We start from the raw sequence: 22084 nt of genomic DNA, 5'->3' as shown, positions 1-22084 counted from the left end.
TGCTGGCCCGCCGCGTCGTGCCCGCCCCGGCCGCCCCCACCGCCGCCCGCTGGTCACCGCGCGGCACCACGCTCGTCACCGGCGGCACCGGCACCCTCGGGCCGCACGTGGCGCGCTGGCTCGTCGCCCGCGGCGCCGAGCACGTCGTGCTGCTGAGCCGCCGCGGTGCCGCCGCGCCCGGCATGACCGAGCTGGTCGCCGAGCTGGGCGGCAACGCGGAAGCGGTCGCCTGCGACGTCACCGACCGCGACGCGCTCGCCGCCGTGCGGGCCCGGCTCGCCGCCGACGGCCACGAGGTCCGCACGGTCATCCACGCCGCCGCGGTGATCGAGCTGGCCGCGCTCGCCGACACCGACCTGACCGGGTTCGCCCACGGGCTCGACGCGAAGGTCCGCGGCGCGCACAACCTCCACGAGGTGTGGGGCGACGACCTCGACACGTTCCTGCTGTTCTCGTCCGTCGCCGGCATGTGGGGTACGGGGCAGCACGCCGCGTACGTCGCGGGCAACGCCTACCTGCACGCCCTCGCCGAGCACCGGGCCGCGCTCGGCATGCCCGCCACCTCGCTGTCGTGGGGCATCTGGGCCGACGACCTCGAGCTCGGCCGGGTCGATCCCACGCGGATCCGCCGCAGCGGCCTGGAGTTCATGGACCCGGCCCGCGCGCTCACCGGGCTCGGCCGGGTGCTCGACTGCCGCGACACCGCGGTCGCGGTCGCCGACGTGGACTGGGAGCTGTACCACCCGGTCTACACCGCGGCCCGTCCCACGCGGCTGTTCGACGAGGTGCCCTCGGTGCGGCTGCTCGCCGCGACCGAGGCCGCCGACCGGCCCGACGGCGAGTTCGCGACCCGGCTGCGCGCGCTGCCGCCCGCGGAACGCGAGCACGAACTGCTCGAACTGGTGCGCACCGAGGCCGCCGCCGTGCTCGGCCACGACTCCGCCGACGCGCTCGCCGAACGCAGGGCGTTCCGCGACGCCGGGTTCGACTCGGTGACCGCGGTCGAACTGCGCAACCGGCTCACCCGCGCCACCGGCCTGACGCTGCCCGTGACGATGGTGTTCGACCACCCGAACCCGGTGGCACTGACCGACTTCCTCCTCGCGGGCCTCGCGGGCGCGACCACACCGGCAGGCCGCGCCTCGGCCACCGCGGTGACCGAGGACGAGCCGATCGCGATCATCGGCATGGCCTGCCGCTACCCGGGCGGCGCGAACACGCCGGAACGGCTGTGGGACCTGGTGCGCGACGGCGTCGACGCGATCTCCGGCTTCCCCGCCGACCGCGGCTGGCCCGCCGACACCCTGTACGCCGAGGACCCGGACAGCACCGGCAAGACCTACTCGACACAGGGCGGTTTCCTCCACGACGCCGCCGGGTTCGACCCCGGCTTCTTCGGGGTGTCGCCGCGCGAGGCGCTCGTCATGGACCCGCAGCAGCGGCTCCTCCTGGAGACCGCGTGGGAGGTGTTCGAGCGGGCAGGCATCGACCCGCACACCATGCGCGGCAGCCGCACCGGCACGTTCGTCGGCGCCAGCTACCAGGACTACAGCGCCGCCGTCACCGCGGCGGAGAACGCGGGCGAGAACGCGGAGGGCCACGGCATCACCGGGTCGTTGCCGAGCGTCCTGTCCGGCCGCCTCGCGTACCTGTTCGGCCTGGAGGGTCCCGCGCTGACGCTCGACACCGCGTGCTCGTCGTCGCTCGTCGCGATGCACCTCGCCGCGCGGTCCCTGGCCACGGGGGAGAGCAGCCTCGCGCTCGCCGGTGGCGTCAGCATCATGGCCACCCCGAGCGCGTTCGTCGGGTTCTCCCGGCAGCGCGCGCTCGCGAAGGACGGTCGCTGCAAGGCGTACGCGGACGGCGCGGACGGCATGAGCCTCGCCGAGGGTGTCGGCGTGCTGCTGCTGGAACGGCTGTCCGACGCGCGCCGCAACGGCCACCGCGTGCTCGCCGTGCTGCGGGGCTCCGCCGTCAATGCCGACGGCGCCTCGAACGGCCTCACCGCCCCGAACGGCCCCGCGCAGCAACGGGTGATCGCCGACGCGCTCGCCGCGGCAGGCCTCGAACCGTCCGATGTGGACGCTGTCGAGGGGCACGGCACCGGCACCGCGCTCGGCGACCCCATCGAGGCAGGTGCCCTCCTCCAGGTCTACGGGCAGAACCGGGACATCCCGCTGCTGCTGGGCTCGGTCAAGTCCAACATCGGGCACACGCAGATGGCCGCGGGGGTCGCCGGGGTCATCAAGGTGGTGAAGTCCCTGGAGCACGGCGTGCTGCCGAGGACGCTGCACGTCGACACGCCGTCGTCCCACGTGGACTGGTCCGCCGGGGCGATCGAGCTGCTCACCGAGGAGACCGCGTGGCCGGACACCGGCCGCCCACGCCGGGCCGGGGTCTCGTCGTTCGGCCTGTCCGGCACGAACGCGCACGTGATCCTCGAACAGGCGCCACCCGCCGACGAAACCGCTGACGTCGCCGACACCGGGCCCGTGCCGGTGCTGGTGTCCGCGCGGGACGAGGCGGCGCTGCGCGCCACCGCGGACCAGCTTCTGTCCTATGTGGACACAGCGCCGAATGTGCCGCTCCAGCGGCTCGCCGGTACGCTCGCCACCACCCGCGCCACGTTCGAACACCGCGCCGCCCTGGTCGCCGAGGACCGCGAGGACCTGGTCCGCGGCCTGACCGCGCTGCGCGACGGCACCGGGCCCGTCACCCGCGCGGGCCGCGGCCGCACCGCGTTCCTGTTCTCCGGGCAGGGTTCCCAGCGCCTCGGCATGGGCCGCGAGCTGTACGGGCGGTACCCCGCGTTCGCCGAGGCGCTCGACGACGTGCTCGCCCACCTCGACCCCGGCCTGCGGGACGTGATGTGGGGGGAAGACCCGGCGCTGCTCGACCACACCGGCGCCACCCAGCCCGCGCTGTTCGCCGTCGAGGTCGCACTGTTCCGCCTGCTCGCGTCGTGGCGCGTGCAGCCGGACTACCTGGCAGGGCACTCGATCGGCGAGCTCGCCGCCGCGCACGTCGCCGGTGTCCTGTCGCTGCCCGACGCGTGCACGCTGGTGTCCGCGCGGGCCCGGCTGATGGCGGCCCTGCCCGAGGGCGGGGCGATGGTCGCCCTGCGCGCGGGCGAGGACGAGGCGCTCGCGTTGCTCGGCGAGCACCTCGACGGCAAACGGGACCGGGTGGCGCTCGCGTCGCTCAACGGCCCGTCGTCGGTGGTGCTGTCCGGGGACGGCGACGTGCTCGCGCCGCTGGTCGACCGGCTCCGCGCCGACGGCTACCAGGCCACGCCGCTGCGGGTCAGCCACGCGTTCCACTCGCCGCGCATGGACGGGATGCTCGCCGACTTCGCGGCCGTGGCCCACGGCCTGACCTACCACCCACCCGCGCTGGCCGTGGTGTCCACGGTGACCGGCGAGCCTGCGACCGCCGAGGTGCTGTGCTCCCCGGACTACTGGGTGCGGCAGGTGCGCGAACCGGTCCGGTTCGCCGGCGGCGTCTCGTGGCTCGCGGACCGCGGGGTCGGCATCTTCGTGGAACTCGGCCCGGACGGCGTGCTGTCCGGCATGGCCCGCGAGTCGGCGGGCGAGGCCGTCCTGCTGCCCGCACTCCGCAAGGACCGGCCGGAAGTGACCGCGCTGCTCGGTGCGCTGACCGGGCTGCACGTCCACGGCGGCGCCGTTGACTGGTCCGCCTATTTCGGCGGCACCCACCACCTCCACCTGCCGACCTACCCCTTCCAGCGCGCCAGGTACTGGCCCGCCCCACCCGCGGCCGCCCCGGCGGCGGGGGAGGACGCCGAGTTCTGGACCGCCGTCGAGCGCACCGACCTCGCCGCGCTGTCGGCCACGTTGGATGTCGACGGGGACGCGCTGGCCGAGGTGCTGCCCGCGCTCGCGGGCTGGCGGGCGCGGTGGCACGAGGACCGGCACGAACGCACTGTCCTCGACGGGCTCCGCCACCGCGTCCAGTGGCGTGCGCTGCCTGCCCCCGCACCTACGCCGCGCGGCCGCTGGCTCGTGCTGTGTCCCGACGACGTCGAGCACTCGTGGCTGCCCGACCTGCTCGCCGCGATCGCCACCGAGCACGTGGTGGTCACACTCGCCGACCTCGCCGCACTGGACGGCGGGTTCAGCGGAGTGCTGTCGCTGCTCGCCATCGACGTCACCGACGAGGTCGCGGCGCTGACCGCGACCGCCGCCGCCGTGCGGGCGCTCGACGACGCCGGGATCCGCGCCCGGCTCTGGTGCCTGACGCGCGGCGGGACCGGCACCGACGCGGCCCAGGCCGCCGTGTGGGGGCTCGGCCGGGTGGTCGCACTCGAACAGCCGGACACCTGGGGCGGGCTCGCCGACCTGCCCGCCGAGGTCGACCGGCACACCGTCCGCAGGCTCGCGGCCGTGCTGACCGGCGGCGAGGAGGACCAGGTCGCGATCCGCGCCGAGGGCGCGTTCGGCAGGCGCCTCGTGCCGGACCCGCTCCCCGTCGACCGGCCATCGCGCGACTACCGGCCGGCCGGCACGGTGCTCGTCACCGGCGGCACCGGCGCGCTCGGTGCGCACGTCGCCCGCTGGCTCGCCCGCGAAGGCGCCGGGCACCTGCTGCTCACCAGCCGCCGCGGCCCCGGCGCACCCGGTGCCGCCGACCTCGTGGCCGAGCTGGAAGCGCTGGGTGCCCGCGTGACCGTCGCGGCCTGCGACGCCGCCGACCGCGACGCCATGGCCGCGCTCCTGGCGGACGAGCCGCTCACCGCCGTTTTCCACACCGCGGGCGTCGTCGACGACGGCGTCGTCACCGCGCTCACCCCCGACCGGTTCGCCGAGGTGGTGCGCGCCAAGGTGACCGCCGCGCGGGTGCTGCACGAGCTGACCGCCGACCTCGGCCACGAGCTCGCCGCGTTCGTCCTGTTCTCGTCGATGGCGGGCACCATCGGCGCGGCCGGGCAGGGCAACTACGCCGCCGCCAACGCCGCCCTCGACGCGCTCGCCCGGCAGCGGCACGCGGCCGGTCTCCCAGCCACGTCGGTCGCCTGGGGCCCGTGGGCCGACTCCGGGATGGCCGCTGGCGACGTCACCGACCGGATGCGCCGCGGTGGGCTCACCCCGCTCGCCCCGGACCGCGCGCTCGCCGCGCTGCACCGCGCGATCGACCACGGCGACACCGAGATCATGCTCGCCGACGTCGACTGGAGCCGCTTCGCGACCGTCCTCTCCGGTGCGCGACGGGCACCGCTGTTCACCGAGCTGTCCGGTGTCCCGAGCACCCGCGCCGCCGCCCCCGCGCCGACGGCGGTCCGCGACGAGCGCGGGCTGCTCGACCTGCTGCGGTCCACGGTCGCCACGGTCCTCGGCCACACCGACCCCGCCGCCGTGGACGCCGACCGGTCGTTCCTCGACCTCGGGTTCGACTCGCTCACCTCGGTCGAGCTCCGCAACGCGCTCGGCACCGCGACCGGGCTGCGGCTGCCCGCCGCACTGATCTTCGACCACCCGACCCCGCGCGCACTCGCCGCGCACCTGGCGGCCGAACTGTCCGGCGACACGCCCGCGGGCCGGACCCCGAACACGACCACGGCGACCGACGAGCCGATCGCGATCGTCGGCATGGGCTGCCGCTTCCCCGGCGACGTGTCCTCGCCGGAGGACCTGTGGGCGCTGCTCGCCGACGGCCGCGACGGCATCACCGGGTTCCCCGCCGACCGCGGCTGGGACCTCGCCGCGCTCACCGAGCGGTCCGCCACGCCGCGCGGCGGGTTCCTCTCCGGTGTCGCCGACTTCGACGCCGGGTTCTTCGGCATCTCCCCGCGCGAGGCCCTCGCCATGGACCCGCAGCAGCGGCTCCTCCTCGAGACCACGTGGGAGGCCCTCGAGCGCGCCGGTGTCGACCCGGTGTCGTTGCGCGGCAGCGACACCGGCGTGTTCGTCGGCACCAACGGCCAGGACTACGTGACCGTGCTGCGGAAGGCGGCCGAACTCGCGGACGGGGACGACGCGGACGCGCTCGGCGGCTACGTCGCCACCGGCAACACCGCGAGCGTCCTGTCCGGCCGTCTCGCCTACGCGCTCGGCCTCGAAGGGCCCGCGGTCACCGTCGACACCGCCTGCTCGGCGTCGCTCGTGTCCCTGCACTGGGCGGTGCGGGCGCTGCGGTCCGGCGAGTGCTCGCTGGCGCTCGCGGGTGGCGCGTCGGTGATGTCCGGCCCCGACTCGTTCGTCGAGTTCAGCCTGCAGGGCGGGCTCGCGCCCGACGGCCGCTGCAAGGCGTTCGGCGCGGGCGCCGACGGCACCGCGTGGGCCGAGGGCGTCGGCGTGCTGGTGCTGGAACGCCTGTCCGACGCGGAACGCGACGGGCACCGCGTGCTCGCGGTTGTCCGCGGCTCGGCCGTGAACTCCGACGGCGCCTCCAACGGGCTCACCGCCCCGAACGGGCCGTCGCAGCAGCGGGTCATCCACGCCGCGCTCGCCGACGCCGGACTGTCCACAGCGGACGTCGACGTGGTCGAGGCGCACGGCACCGGCACCACCCTCGGCGACCCGATCGAGGCGCACGCGCTGCTCGCCACCTACGGTCGCGACCGGGAGACCCCGCTGCTGCTCGGGTCGGTCAAGTCCAACCTCGGGCACACGCAGGGCGCCGCCGGCGTCGCGGGTGTCATGAAGGTGGTGCTGGCGCTGACCCACGACGCGCTGCCGAAGACACTGCACGCCGACGAACCGTCGCCGGAGATCCACTGGCAGGACGGCGCCGTCGCGCTGCTCACCGAACCGAGGGACTGGCCAGAGCACGGCAGGCCGCGCCGGGCGGCCGTGTCCGCGTTCGGCATCAGCGGCACCAACGCCCACGTGATCGTCGAACAGGCCCCGACGGCGCCGGTACACCGTGGCGTGGAGTTCCCCGTCGAGCCGTGGGTGGTGTCCGCGCGCGGCGCCGGAGCACTGGACGCCCAGCTGGACCGGCTCACCGCCTTCCGCGCCCGGCGGCCGGAACTGTGCCGCACCGACATCGCCCGGACGCTCGCGACCAGCCGGGCCGCGCTGCCGCACCGGGCCGTCCTCCTGTCCAGTGTGGACGGTGTGGTCGAGGTGGCGCGCGGGGTCGCCGCCGACGACCCGGGGTGTGCGTACCTGTTCTCCGGTCAGGGCGCCCAGCGGATCGGCATGGGCCGCGAGCTGTACGACCGGTACGACGTGTTCGCCGACGCGCTCGACGAGCTGCTCGCCCACCTCGACGACGGCCTGCGGGACGTGCTGTGGGGCGACGACCCGACGGCGCTGGAACGCACCGGGTGGGCGCAGCCCGCGTTGTTCGCGGTCGAGGTCGCGTTGTTCCGGCTCCTGGAGTCGTGGGGCGTGCGGCCGGGCCACCTGTTCGGCCACTCGATCGGCGAACTGGCCGCCGCGCACGTCGCCGGTGTGCTGTCCGTGCGGGACGCGTGCGCGCTCGTGTCGGCTCGCGCCCGGCTGATGCAGTCGCTGCCGTCCGGGGGCGTGATGGTCGCGGTGGCGGCGAGCGAGGACGAGGTCACGCCGTTGCTCGACGGACAGGTGTCGATCGCTGCCGTCAACGGGCCGGAGGCGGTGGTGCTCGCCGGTGCCGAGGCGGCCGTGCGGCCGATCGCGGACCGGTTCGGCGCGCAGGGCAGGCGCACCACGCGGCTGCACGTGAGCCACGCCTTCCACTCGCCGCTGATGGACCCGGTGCTCGTCGACCTGCGCGCGGTCGCGGCCGGACTGACCTACCACCCGCCCGCCATCCCGGTGGTCTCCGACGTCACCGGCGCGTTCGCCACCACCGAGGAACTGTGCTCGCCGGACTACTGGGTCCGGCACGCCCGCGAGGCGGTGCGGTTCGCCGACGGCATCACCACCCTCGTCGCGGCCGGGGTGCGGACGTTCGTCGAGCTGGGCCCGGACGGTGCGCTGTCCGGCATGGCGCGGGGGCAGCTGCCCGCCGACGCCGTCACGATCCCGTTGCTGCGCAAGGACCGCGGCGAGGAGACCGCGCTCGTCACGGCGCTCGGCACCCTGCACACCAGGGGCCTGCCGGTCGACTGGCACACCTACTTCGGTGACGGCCCGGTCGTGGACCTGCCCACGTACGCGTTCCAGCGGACCCGGTTCTGGCCCGACGTGCCCGCCGGTGCCGCGCGGGCGGCGACGGAGCCGGTGGACGCCGAGTTCTGGACCGCCGTGGAGAGCGCCGACATCGACGGTCTGGCGTCCACTTTGGACGTCGACGGCGCCGCGCTCGCCGATGTCCTGCCCGCGCTCGCGTCGTGGCGGCGCGGGCACCACGAACGCGCCGCGGCGGAGTCCTGGTGCTACCGGACCACGTGGACACCCGTGCCCGTTCACTCCACTGAGCTGCCCGGCACCTGGCTGGCGCTGGTGCCGGAGGGCTGGACCGGGGACGCCTGGCTCACCGCCGCGGTGGCGGCGCTGCACGGCGCGGTCCTGCCCGTCGAGGCGCTGACCGCCGAGGTGGCGGGCAGCTACGAGGGCGTCGTGTCGTTCACCGGCGCCGATCCGGGCGAACTGCTGGAGTCCTTGTCGGAGAACGGGATCACCGGTCCGCTGTGGTGTGTGACCCGCGGTGCGGTGCAGGTCGCCGACGAGGCACCCGACCCGGTGCGGGCCGCGCTCTGGGGCGCCGGGCGCGTCCGCGCACTGGAACACCCGGACCGCTGGGGCGGCCTCATCGACCTCACCGACACCGCCGACGGGCTCACCGCCGCCCTCACCGCGACGGGCGAGGACCAGCTCGCCGTCCGCGCGGACGGGGTGTTCGCACGCAGGCTCGTCCGCGCCAGGACCGGCACGGAGACGTGGACCCCGCGCGGCACGGTCCTCGTCGCGGGCGGCACGGCGCCACTGGTGCGCTGGCTCACGGACTGCGGCGCGGAACGGGTCGTCGTCACCGACGAGGCCGACCTCGAGGACCTGCCCGACGCCACCGCCGTGGTCGTCACCTCGGCCGCCGGGACCGCGACCGCGGCACGGCTCGACGAGCTGACCGGCGACCTCGACGCGTTCGTCGTGTGCGGCTCGATCGCCGGGGTGTGGGGTGCCGCGGGCCGTGCGGACGAAGCGGCGACCAGCGCCTACCTGGAGGCACTCGCGCTGCGCAGGCGGGCCCGGGGCCTGCGCGCCACCGCGATCGGTTGGGGCGCCTGGGAAGACGACGACCAGGCGAACCACCTCCGCCTGTCCGGCCTCCCCGGCATGGCCGCCGGTCCCGCGCTCGGCGTCGTGGGCCGGGTCATCGCGAGCGACGCGGCGTCGACCGCGGTCGTGGACGTGGCCTGGGACCGGTTCGTCCCCGCGTTCACCGCCACCCGGCCGAGCCCGCTGCTTACCGGGGTGCCGGAGGCCCAGGCCGCGGCAGCCGCGGCGGAACGGGCACGCGAAGAACGCCGCACCGCCGCCGAAGCGTTGCGGGACCGGATCGCGGACCTGCCCGCCGCCGACCGGCCCGGCGTGGTGCTCGGCATCGTGCGGGACGAGGTCGCGGCCGTGCTCGGCCACGCGAACGCCACGGCCGTCGAACCGGACCGCGCGTTCTCCGACCTCGGGTTCGACTCGCTGGCCGCCGTGGACCTGCGCAACCAGCTCGCCGGCCGGACCGCGCTCGACCTGCCCGCGACGCTCGTCTTCGACCACCCGACCCCCGCCGCGCTCGCCGACCACCTCCTCGAACTGCTGGTGCCCGGCACGGCCGGGCCAGACGGCGAGGAGGCCGAACTCCGGGCACTGCTCGCGTCCGTGCCGCTGACGCGACTGCGGGACATCGGCGTGCTGGACGCGCTCCTCGATCTCGCGGCGGTGGAACGGCACGGGCACGCCTCCGACCAGGCCGGCACGGGCTCGATCGACGCGATGGACGTCGACGACCTCGTCCGGGCCGCGCTGAACGGCGACTCCGGCCAGTCGCCCGACTGAAGGGTTCGACCATGACCGCACCGAGCGACGAGGTCGTCGGGGCCCTGCGTGCCGCGCTGAAGCAGGCCGACGCCCTCCGCAAGCAGAACCGGCGCCTCGTCGCCGCCGCGACCGAGCCGATCGCGATCGTCGGCATGGCCTGCCGGTACCCGGGCGGCGTCCGGTCCCCGGAGGACCTGTGGCGCCTGGTCACCGACGGAGCCGACGCCGTCGGCCCGATGCCCGACGACCGCGGCTGGGACCTGTCCAGGCTGGACGCGTTCGGTGACACCGTGCCGCGCCAGGGCGGGTTCCTCGACGACGTGGCCGGGTTCGACCCGGCGTTCTTCCGGATCTCGCCGCGTGAGGCGCTGGTGATGGACCCGCAGCAGCGGCTGCTCCTCGAGGTCGGCTGGGAGGCCCTCGAACGGTCCGGGCTCGACCCGACCGCGTTGCGCGGCGGCGACACCGGCGTGTTCGTCGGTGGCGGCACCGGCGACTACCGGGTGCCGTTGTCCGGCATGGACTGGCAGACCGCGCAGTCCGGCAGCCTGCTGTCCGGGCGGCTCGCGTACGTGCTCGGGCTGCGCGGCCCGACCCTGTCGGTCGACACCGGTTGCTCGTCGTCGCTCGTCGCCATGCACCTCGCCGCGCAGGCCCTGCGCGCGGGGGAGTGCGGACTCGCGATCGCGGGTGGCGTGACCGTCATGTCCAGCCCCGCCGGTTTCGTCGAGTTCGCGGCACAGGGCGCGCTGTCCCCCGACGGCCGCTGCAAGGCGTTCGCCGACACCGCCGACGGCACCGGCTGGGCGGAAGGCGCCGGCCTCCTCGTCCTCGAACGGCTTTCCGACGCCCGCGGGCACGGGCACCGCGTCCTCGCGCTGTTCACCGGCTCGGCCGTGAATTCCGACGGCGCCTCCAACGGCCTGACCGCGCCGAGCGGACCCGCGCAGCAGCGCGTGATCCGCGCGAGCCTGGAGAACGCGCGCCTCACCGCGGCCGACGTGGACGTCGTGGAGGCGCACGGCACCGGTACGAAGCTCGGCGACCCGATCGAGGCGCAGTCGCTGCTCGCGACCTACGGCAAGGACCGGGAGCGGCCCCTGCTGCTGGGGTCGGTCAAGTCGAACATCGGGCACACCCAGGCCGCGGCCGGCGCCGCGGGCGTGATCAAGATGGTGCAGGCGCTCCGCCACGGTGTCGTCCCGAAGACGCTGCACGCCGACACCCCGTCGTCCCATGTGGACTGGTCCGCCGGTGCCGTGTCGCTCGTGACCGGGCAGGTCGAGTGGCCCGAGGTGGACCGGCCGCGCCGCGCCGCCGTGTCGTCGTTCGGCGCCAGCGGCACCAACACGCACGTCATCCTCGAACAGGACACCGAGCCGCTGCCCGCCGACACCACGGCCGAGGTCACGCCCGGCGTTCTGCCGCTGGTCCTGTCCGGGCACCGGCCCGACGCGCTGCGGGCCCGCGCCGCCGACCTGCTGCCGCTCGCCGACCGCCCGTCCGCCGATCTCGGGTTCTCGCTCGCCACCACGCGTGCCGCGTTCGAGCACCGGGCCGTCGTGCTCGCACGGGACGCGTCGGGCGTCGCCCGGTCACTGGCCGCGCTGGCCGACGGCGACCGCGATCCCGACACCGTCACCGGCACCGCGGGGACCGGCCGGGTCGCGTTCGTGTTCTCCGGCCAGGGCGCGCAACGCCTCGGCATGGGCCGCGAACTGCACGCGCGGTTCCCTGTGTTCGCCGAGGTTTTCGACGTCGTCGCCGACGAGCTGGACCGCCACCTCGACGGCCCGCTCCGCGACGTCGTCTGGGGAGTGGACCCCGGCCCGCTCGACGAGACCCGGTGGACCCAGCCCGCGCTGTTCGCGATCGAGGTAGCCCTGTACCGGTTGCTGCGGTCGTGGGGAATCCGCCCCGACTTCCTGATCGGCCACTCGGTCGGCGAGATCGCCGCCGCCCACGTCGCCGGGGTCCTGTCGCTGCCGGACGCGTGCGCACTGGTCGCCGCCCGCGCCCGCCTGATGGGCGACCTGCCGCGTGGCGGCGCGATGGTCGCCGTCCAGGCAACGGAGGACGACGTCGCGCCGCTGCTCGGTGACCGGATGTCGGTGGCCGCCGTCAACGGCCCGGACTCCGTGGTGCTGTCGGGAGAGGAGGACGCGGTGGTTGCCGCCGCGGCCGACCTCGCCGCCCGCGGCCACCGCACCAGGCGGCTCACCGTGAGCCACGCGTTCCACTCGCCGCTGATGGACCCGGTGCTCGACGCGTTGCGCGCGGAACTGGACCTCGGTGCCACCGGCGAGCCCGAGATCCCGGTCGTGTCGTGCCTGCCCGGCAGCGACATGTCCACTGTGGACCACTGGGTGGCCCACGTGCGCGCACCGGTCCGCTTCGCCGACGGGATGCGCACCCTCGCCGATGCCGGGGTGACCCGGTTCGTCGAGGTCGGGCCCGGCGCCACGCTGTCGTCGATGGTGCACGCCACCACGGCGGACGCCGTCGTCGTGCCCGTGCTGCGCGACGGCCGGGCCGAGGAACACGCCGCGGTCCACGCGCTCGCCGAACTGCACGTCGCGGGCGTGGAGCTGGACTGGCACAGCGTCTTCGCTGGCACCGGCGCGTCCACTGTGGACCTGCCGACGTACCCGTACCGGCGGGAGCGGTTCTGGCCGGTGGCCGGGGTGCGTTCCGGGGACGCCGAGGGGCTCGGCCTGGTGCCGCTGTCCCACCCGCTGCTCGGTGCGGCCGCCGTGCCCGCCGCGGGCGGCGCCGCGTTGCTGACCGGTGCGCTGTCGACCGCGACCCACCCGTGGCTCGCCGACCACGTGGTCGGCGGCGCGGTGCTCTTCCCCGGGACCGGGTTCCTGGAGCTGGTGCTGCGCGCCGCGGACCAGGTCGGCTGCGACCGCGTCGAGGAGCTGACCCTGTCGGTGCCGCTGGTGCTCGGTGATCGCGAGCAGGTGGCCGTGCAGGTCTGGGTCGGCGAGGAGGACGGCGCCGGCACCCGGCCGGTGCGCGTGTTCTCCCGGCCCTCCCGGCACCCGGACGGCGCGTGGACCGAACACGCCGCCGGCCTCCTCGGCCGCGGCGCACGGGTGTCCGAACTGGACACCACGCGGTGGCCGCCTGCCGGTGTCACCGCGATCGACATCGACGGCCACTACGACACCCTCGCGGACAACGGCCTCGTGTATGGGCCGGTGTTCCGCGGCCTGCGGTCGGTGTGGCGCGGCGCCGGGGAGATCGTCGCGGACCTCGCGCTGCCCGAGCGGCTCGCGAGCCGCAGCCAGGAGGCGGGCGATTTCGGCCTGCACCCGGCACTGCTGGACGCGGCACTGCAGGCGAGCGCGTTCCTGGACGCCAACGAGGGCCGGAACCTGATGCCGTTCTCGTGGCGCGGCGTGAGCCTGCACGCGTCCGGCGCGTCCGCGCTGCGGGTCCGCTGGACCGGTGACGAACGCGGTGCGGCGCTGTCGGCCGTGGACAGCCAGGGCGCGCCGGTGATCTCCGTGGAGTCGCTCGTGCTGCGCGCCCCCACGCGGCAGGTGACCGCGCCCCCTGGGGTGCGGGACGCGATGTTCCGCGTGGACTGGCCGGTCGCGCCCCCGGTCACCGGAGCCGACCGGTCGGCGGCGGTGGTCGACGGGCTGCCCGACGGCACACCCACCGACGTGGTGGCGGTGCCGGTATCCGGCGGCGACCCCGCCGACACGCGTGCGGTCACCGCCCGCGTGCTCGGCCTGATCCAGGACTTCCTCGCCGACGACCGGTTCGCGGCGTCCCAGTTGGCGTTCGTGACCCGCGGTGCCGTCACCGGCGCTGATCTCGGTGCCGCCGCGGTGTGGGGGCTCGTGCGGTCCGCGCAGTCCGAGCACCCCGGCCGGTTCGCGCTGGTGGACACGGAAACCGATGCCGACCTCGCGGTGGCCGTGCCGCTGCTGCACGACGAACCGCAGGTGCTGGTCCGGGACGGCGCCGCCCGCGTGCCGCGCCTGTCCCGGCTGCCTGCCGGGGAACTCACGGTGCCGGACGGGCCGTGGCGACTCGAACCCGGTGCGGGCGGCAGCCTCGACGGCCTCACCCTCACACCGGCCGAGCGGGAACCGTTGCGGGGTAACGAGGTCCGGCTTCGGGTCACGGCCGCGGGGGTGAACTTCCGGGATGTCCTGACCGCGCTCGGCATGTACCCGGGCGAGGTCGGGGCGCTGGGTGCCGAGGCGGCGGGCGTGGTCGTCGAGGTCGGCCAGGACGTGTGCACGGTCGCGCCCGGCGACCGCGTGATGGGCGTCGTGCCCGGCGGGATGGCCGCGGAGGCGGTCGTGCCGCACGAACGACTGCTGACGGCGGTGCCCGACGACTGGACCGACGAGACGGCGGCGTCGGTGCCGCTGGTGTTCCTGACCGCCCTGTACGCGTGGACCGACCTCGGCTCCGTGCGGCCCGGTGACAAGGTTTTGGTGCACGCGGGTGCCGGTGGTGTCGGTATGGCGGCCATCCAGCTCGCGCACTGGTTGGGTGCGGAGGTGTTCGCCACCGCGAGTGAGTCCAAGTGGGAGACGCTGCGGGAGCTGGGGGTGGCCGACGACCACATCGCGTCGTCTCGCACGCTCGACTTCGAGCAGGCGTTCGGTGGTACGCGGATGGACGTGGTCCTGAACTCGCTCACCGGTGAGTTCGTCGACGCCTCGCTCCGGCTGCTGGCCCCGGGCGGCCGGTTCCTGGAGATGGGCAAGACCGACCTGCGCGACCCCGCCACGGTCGACGGCACCTACCGGGCGTTCGACCTCGTCGAAGCCGGACCGCATCGCATCGGCGAGCTGTTCGACGTGCTGGGGTCGCTGTTCGCCGCGGGTGACCTCCGCCCGCTGCCGCTGCGCACCTGGGACGTGCGCCGCGCGGCGGAGGCGTTCCGGTTCATGAGCCAGGCCAAGCACACCGGCAAGCTCGTGCTCACCACGCCACGCACCTGGGACCGGGACGGCACCGTGCTGATCACCGGCGGCACCGGCGGACTCGCCGGGTTGCTCGCCCGCCACCTGGCAGGCCGAGGGCAGCGCGGCGTCGTGCTGGCGAGCCGCCGTGGCCCCGACGCGCCCGGCGCCCTCGCGCTCGGGGAGGAACTCGCCGAACTGGGCACCGAGGTGTCGGTCGTCGCGTGCGACGTGTCCGACCGGGACGCCGTGCACGAGCTCGTCGGCGGGATCGACGACCTCACCGCCGTCGTCCACACGGCCGGCGTCGTCGACGATGGTGTCCTCGAGTCGCTGACCCCGGAGCGGCTCGACACCGTGCTGCGCCCCAAGGCGGACGGCGCCTGGCACCTCCACGAGGCGACCGAGGGCCGCGACCTGGCCGCGTTCGTGCTCTACTCGTCTGCCGCGGGCGTCATGGGCAGCCCTGGTCAGGCGAGCTACGCAGCGGCCAACACGTTCCTCGACGCGCTCGCCGCCCACCGGCGCGACCTCGGCCTGCCCGCCACGTCCCTGGCCTGGGGACCGTGGGAACAGGAACACGGCATGACGGGAGCACTCACCGCCACCGACCTGCGCCGAGCCGACAGCCACGGCGTCGCCCGCCTCGGCGCCAAGCAGGGCCTCGCGCTGTTCGACGCCGCCACCGCCACCGACCAGGCCCTCGTGGTCGCCACTGCGGGCATGGTGCCCGCCGCCGCCACCGACCGCTCCCTGGTCGTCGCCGCTGCGGGCGTGCCCACCACCGCGGTCCCGCCGATGCTGCGGGACCTGGTCCGCGCCGGCAGGCGCACCGCGGGCAACACGACCACCGCCGCCCAAGCGGACCTCACCGCCCGGCTTGCCGGGATGCGGGCCGCCGATCGCGACGGGTTTCTCACCGACCTCGTCCGCGCCGAGGCGGCCGCCGTGCTCGGCCACCCGTCGGCCGATGCCGTCGGGTCCCGTCAGGAGTTCCGCGACCAGGGCTTCGACTCGCTCACCGCGGTCGAGCTGCGCAACCGGCTCGCCGCCGCCACCGGTCTGCGCCTGCCCGCGACGCTGGTGTTCGACTACCCGAACCCCGCCGTACTGGCCGGTTTCCTGCTCGGCGAACTGGGCGACACCGCCGGGAAACCGGTCGCGCCCGTCGCGACGGCCCGCACCGACGACCCGGTCGTCATCGTCGGCATGAGCTGCCGCTACCCCGGCGGCGTGCGGTCCCCGGAGGACCTGTGGGACCTCGTGCTCGCCGAACGCGACGCGATCACCGGCTTCCCGGCCGACCGCGGCTGGCAGGTCGGCGACCATGCCGCGGCCCGCGGTGGGTTCCTCCACGACGCCGCCGACTTCGACGCCGCGTTCTTCGGCATCTCCCCGCGCGAGGCCGTCGCCATGGACCCCCAGCAGCGCGTGGTGCTGGAGGTCGCGTGGGAGGCGGTCGAACGCGCCGGGCTCGACCCGCGCTCCCTCGCGGGTACGGCGACCGGCGTGTACCTCGGTGCCGCCGACGCCGACTACGCGACCCTGCTCGGCGCGTCCGCCGAGGGCTTCGTCATGACCGGCACCACCGCGAGCGTGATCTCCGGTCGCGTCGCCTACGCACTCGGGCTGGAGGGTCCCGCGGTCACCGTGGACACGGCGTGTTCGTCGTCGCTCGTCGCGCTGCACCTGGCGATGCAGGCGCTGCGGCTCGGCGAGTGCTCCCTCGCGCTCGCCGGTGGCGTGTCCGTGCTGTCCTCACCCGCACCGTTCCTCGAGTTCGCCAAGCAGGGCGGGCTCGCGGGCGACGGGCGCTGCAAGGCGTTCTCGGACGCCGCCGACGGCACCGGCTGGTCAGAGGGCGCCGGGGTGCTGGTGCTGGAACGGCTCTCCGACGCCGAACGCAACGGGCACCGCGTGCTGGCGGTGGTCCGCGGGTCGGCGGTGAACTCCGACGGCGCGTCCAACGGGTTGACCGCGCCCAACGGGCCCTCGCAGCAACGCGTGATCCGCCAGGCGCTCGCCAACGCGCGGCTCACCTCGTCCGACGTGGACGTCGTCGAGGCACACGGCACCGGCACGCGGCTCGGGGACCCGATCGAGGCACAGGCCCTCCTCGCGACCTACGGCCGTGACCGGGAGACACCGCTGCTCCTCGGGTCGGTCAAGTCGAACCTCGGGCACACGCAGGCCGCGGCCGGGGTCGCCGGCGTGATCAAGATGGTGCAGGCGCTGAACCACGGCGTCGCGCCGAGGACCCTGCACATCGACACCCCGTCCACGCACGTGGACTGGGAATCCGGCGCCGTGGCACCGCTGACCGAGCGGACCGAGTGGCCACCGGTCGACCGGGCCCGCCGCGCCGCCGTGTCGTCGTTCGGGGTCAGCGGCACCAACGCGCACGTCATCCTCGAACAGGCCGCCCCCGCCGCCGACCGGACGGCCCCTGCCGAGATCCTGGTGCCGCTGCTGGTCTCCGGCCGCACCGAGGCCGCGCTCCAGGCCCAGCTCGACCAGCTGCCCACACACGCCACAGTGGACACCGCGTACTCGCTCGCCACCACCCGCACCGCGTTCGAGCACCGCGCCGTCCTGCTCCCGGCCGAGGACGGCACGGTCGAGGTGGCCCGCGGTGTGGTGGCGGACGGCAAGCTCGCGTTCCTGTTCTCCGGCCAGGGATCGCAACGGCTCGACATGGGCCGCGGCCTCTACGCGCGGTACCCCGCCTTCGCGGCCGCGTTCGACGAGGTCGTCGCCGAGCTCGGCGAACCCGTGTGGCGTGAGGACGTCGATGCGCGTGACACCGGCTGGGCGCAGCCCGCGCTGTTCGCGATCGAGGTCGCCCTGTACCGGCTCGTCGAGTCGTGGGGCGTCGTCCCGGACCAGCTCGTCGGGCACTCCGTCGGCGAGATCGCCGCCGCCCACGTCGCCGGGGTCCTGTCCCTGTCCGACGCGTGCGCGCTGGTCGGCGCGCGGGCCCGCCTGATGCGGGCCCTGCCGCCCGGTGGCGCGATGATCGCCGTTGCCGCCACCGAGCACGAGGTCACCGCGCTGCTCACCGACGGCGTCGCGATCGCCGCCGTCAACGGCCCCGACGCGGTCGTGATCGCGGGGGAAGAGGCGCCCGTCGCCGAGCTGGCCGCGATCCTCGCCGCCCGCGGCCGCCGCACCAGGCGCCTCGACGTCAGCCACGCGTTCCACTCCCCGCTGATGGCACCGATGCTCGCCGAGTTCGCTCGCGCGCTCGACGGCATCACCTTCGGCGAACCGGCCATCCCGATCGTGTCCACGGTGACCGGCGCGCCCGCGGGGCCCGAGTTCCGGACCGCCGACTACTGGGTCACGCAGGTCCGGCACCCGGTCCGGTTCGCCGACGCGCTGCAGGGCCTGGCCGGTGCCGGGGTGACGGCCGCGCTGGAGCTGGGCCCGGACGGTCCGCTGTGCGCGGCCGCGCTCGACGTGCTGCCCGCCGGCGCGGTCGCGGTGCCCGCACTGCGTGCCGACCGGCCGGAGGAGATCGCGATCCTCCACGCGCTCGGCGCGCTGCACGTCACCGGTGTCCGCATCGACTGGCGCGCCTGGTTCGACGGCACCGGCGCGTCCACAGTGGACCTGCCGACGTACGCGTTCCAGCACGAGCGGTACTGGCCCAAGCCGGGACAGCGTGGTGCGGACGCGGCCGGGCTCGGGCTCACCGCGGCCGGGCACCCGCTGCTCGGCGCCGCGGTGCCGCTCGCTGACGGCTCCGGGGTGGTGCTGACCGGACGGCTCTCACCCGCCACCCAGCCGTGGCTCGCCGAACACCGGGTCGGCGGCACTGTTCTGGCGCCCGCGACCGGCCTGCTCGAACTGGCGGTCCGAGCGGGTGACGAGGTGGGGCGTTCGGTCGTCGAGGAGCTGATGCTGCTCGCGCCGCTCGTGGTGCCGGACCAGGGCGTGCAGGTGCAGGTCCGCGTCGCCACCGGCGACCACATCGTGAGTATCCACTCGCGACCGGACGACCATGCACAGTGGACCATGCACGCCACCGGCACGTTGAGCGCCGACGGCGTCCCGCCGACGGTGTTCGCGTGGCCGCCGGAGGACGCCGAGACGGTGGACCTGACCGGCTGCTACGACCGGTTCGCCGACGCGGGGTTCGGCTACGGACCGGCTTTCCACGGTCTGCGTGCGGTGTGGCGCCGCGAAGGCGAGCTGTTCGCCGAGGTCGCGCTGCCGCAGGCGGTCGCGGACGACGCGGGCGCGTTCGCGCTGCACCCGGCGCTGCTGGACTCGGTACTGCACGCGCTGCTCGCGACCCGGCCCACGGACGGCGCGATGCGGTTGCCGTTCGCGTGGGAGGGCGTGTCGCTGCACGCGGGTGGCGCGTCCGCGTTGCGGGTGCGGCTCGTCGAACACGGGGAGTCCGTCAGCATCGAGGCCGCCGACCCGGCCGGACACCCCGTGCTGTCGGTGCGGGCACTGCGCGACCGGGTGGTCACCGACGTGCCCGCGGCGACCGTGTCCACCGACGCCCTGTTCACCGTCGACTGGCCTGCCACCACGACCGAACCGGTCGCGCCGAGGACGGTCGCCGTGCTCGGCACCGGTCTCGGCGGCGTCCCCGGTGCCCGCGCCGCGACGCTCGCCGACCTGCCCCCGGCCGACGTCGTCCTGTGGGCCGCGACCGCGGACGGCGACGGGCCCGCCGCCACCCGCGACCTGGCCGCGCGGACACTCGCCGTACTGCACGACTGGCTGACCGACGATCGCGACGGCCAGCTCGTGGTCCTCACGCGCGGCGCGGTCGCCGAGTCCGTGGTGCACGGCCTGGTGCGGTCCGCGCGGTCCGAGCACCCGGGCCGGTTCGCGCTCGTCGACATCGAGTCCGATGTGGACGTCGCGGTCGCGTTGCCGGTGCTGCACGACGAGCCGCAGGTGCGGGTCCGCGACGGCGTCGCCACGGTCGCCCGGCTCGGCAGGCGCGCCGACGCCGGTGAGCTGGTGCCGCCACCCGGTCCGTGGCGGCTCGACGCGCCGGAACGCGGCAGCGTCGACAACCTCGCGCTCGTCCCCGCGACCGAGGAACCGTTGCGGGGCGCGGAGGTCCGGCTGCGGGTCACCGCGGCGGGTGTCAACTTCCGGGACGTCCTCAACACGCTCGGCATGTACCCCGGCGCCGCCGGGGCCCTGGGCGCCGAAGCGGCCGGTGTGGTCGTCGAGGTCGGCCCGGAAGCCCGCACGCTGCGACCCGGTGACCGCGTGATGGGCATCGTGCCGGGCGGCATGGCGTCGACAGCTGTCGCACCGGACGAACGCGTGCTCGCCGTGATCCCCGACGGCTGGTCGGACGAGACCGCCGCGTCGGTGCCGCTGGTGTTTCTGACCGCCCTGTACGCGTGGACCGACCTCGGCTCCGTGCGGGCGGGCGACAAGGTCCTGGTGCACGCGGGTGCCGGTGGTGTCGGCATGGCGGCCATCCAGCTCGCACACCACCTCGGCGCCGAGGTGTTCGCCACCGCGAGTGGGTCCAAGTGGGACACGCTCCGAGACCTCGGGGTGGCCGACGACCACATCGCGTCCTCCCGCACGCTCGACTTCGAGCAGGCGTTCGGTGGTACGCGGATGGACGTGGTCCTGAACTCGCTCACCGGTGAGTTCGTCGACGCCTCGCTCCGGCTGCTGGCCCCGGGCGGCCGGTTCCTGGAGATGGGCAAGACCGACCTGCGCGACCCCGCCACGGTCGACGGCACCTACCGGGCGTTCGACCTCGCCGACGCCGGACCGGACCGCGTCCGCGAACTCCTCGCGCAGCTGCTGGACCTGTTCGCACGCGGCGAGATCCGGCCGCTGCCCGTGCGGTCGTGGGACGTGCGCCGCGCACCCGAGGCGTTCCGGTTCATGAGCCAGGCCAAGCACACCGGCAAGCTCGTGCTCACCACGCCACGCACCTGGGACCGGGACGGCAGCGTGCTGATCACGGGCGGCACCGGCGGGCTGGGCGCTGTCCTGGCCCGGCACCTCGCCGCCCGCGGCCAGCGCCGCCTCGTCCTCGTCAGCAGGCGTGGACCGGACGCGCCCCGCGCCGCCGACCTGGAGAAGGAGCTGACCGGGCTCGGCGCCGACGTCACCGTCACCGCCTGCGACGTCCGCGACCGGGACGCCGTACACGCGCTCGTCGGCGGGATCGACGACCTGACGGCCGTCGTGCACGCGGCCGGTGTGCTCGACGACGGCGTCCTGGCATCCCTGACACCCGAACGACTCGACGCCGTGCTGCGGCCCAAGGTCGACGCGGCGTGGCACCTCCACGAGGCGACCGAGGGCCGCGACCTCGCCGGGTTCGTGCTGTACTCGTCGGTCGCCGGTGTGATGGGCAGCCCCGGCCAGGCCAACTACGCGGCCGCCAACACCTACCTCGACGGGCTCGCCGCCCACCGCCACAGCCTCGGCCTGCCCGCGACCTCGCTCGCGTGGGGCGCGTGGGCCGAAGGCATGAGCGCCGACGGAACCGGGCTCCGGCGGATCGGCGTCGAGCAGGGCCTCGCGCTGTTCGACACCGCGACCGGCACCGGGCACGCGCTCCTCGTACCGCTGCTCGTGCCGTCGGGCCCCGCACCCGGCGAGGTGCCCGCGATCCTGCGCGGCCTGCACCGCGCCGCCCGGCCCGACGCCGCCGCACAGGCCGATGTCACGGGCCGGTTCGCCGCGCTGCGTGGCGAGGACCGGCGCCGGTTCCTGCTCGACCTGGTGCGGGAGTCGGCCGCCGCCGTGCTCGGCCACGGTTCGGCCAGGGAGATCCGACCCGAGCGCGAGTTCCAGGCACTCGGGTTCACCTCGCTGACCGCGGTCGAACTGCGCAACCGGCTCACCTCGGCCACCGGGCTGCGGATGGCGGCCACCATGGTGTTCGACCACGCCACCCCGGCCGCCCTCGCCGACCACCTGCTCACCGAGCTGTCCGGCGACGAGGTGACCGCGAGCCCAGCAGGCACGCTGCTCGCCGAACTGGACCGCATCGAGGCGAACCTCGCGACCGCGGACCTCGACGACGTGACCCGCGGCGGGGTCGCGGCCCGGCTGACCCGGCTGCTCGCCGGCGTGCACCGCCAGGAGGAGAACGGCCGCGTCGCCGACCGGTTCTCGGCGGCGAGCACCGACGACATCCTCGACTTCATCGACAACGAGCTCGGCCGGGCACGCGGCTGACCCGGCACGAGCACAGGAAGGGCATCGCGATGGCGGAGG

2 protein-coding genes (1 of these 2 running past the window's edge) are annotated in these 22084 nt (G+C 75.2%); both read left to right on the top strand.

Going from position 1 to position 22084, the window contains the following annotated elements:
* Nucleotides 1–9941, top strand: the final stretch of a protein-coding gene (locus FHR82_RS38340) for a type I polyketide synthase (protein ID WP_184815556.1). The gene continues 12847 nt to the left of window position 1, outside the view; the window shows 9941 of its 22788 coding nt (coding positions 12848–22788); the start codon falls outside the window, past its left edge; the stop codon is at nt 9939–9941.
* Nucleotides 9938–22045, top strand: a complete 12108-nt coding sequence (locus FHR82_RS48295; protein ID WP_446471860.1) for a type I polyketide synthase — start codon at nt 9938–9940, stop codon at nt 22043–22045. Before FHR82_RS38340 ends, FHR82_RS48295 begins: the two co-directional genes overlap by 4 nt.
* Nucleotides 22046–22084 lie beyond the last annotated feature (39 nt).

It is taken from the genome of Actinophytocola algeriensis, from assembly GCF_014203735.1.
Taxonomy (GTDB): Bacteria; Actinomycetota; Actinomycetes; order Mycobacteriales; family Pseudonocardiaceae; genus Actinophytocola; species Actinophytocola algeriensis.
Note: the sequence above shows the minus strand (reverse complement) of the source record. Positions and strands in the feature narration are given on the sequence as shown.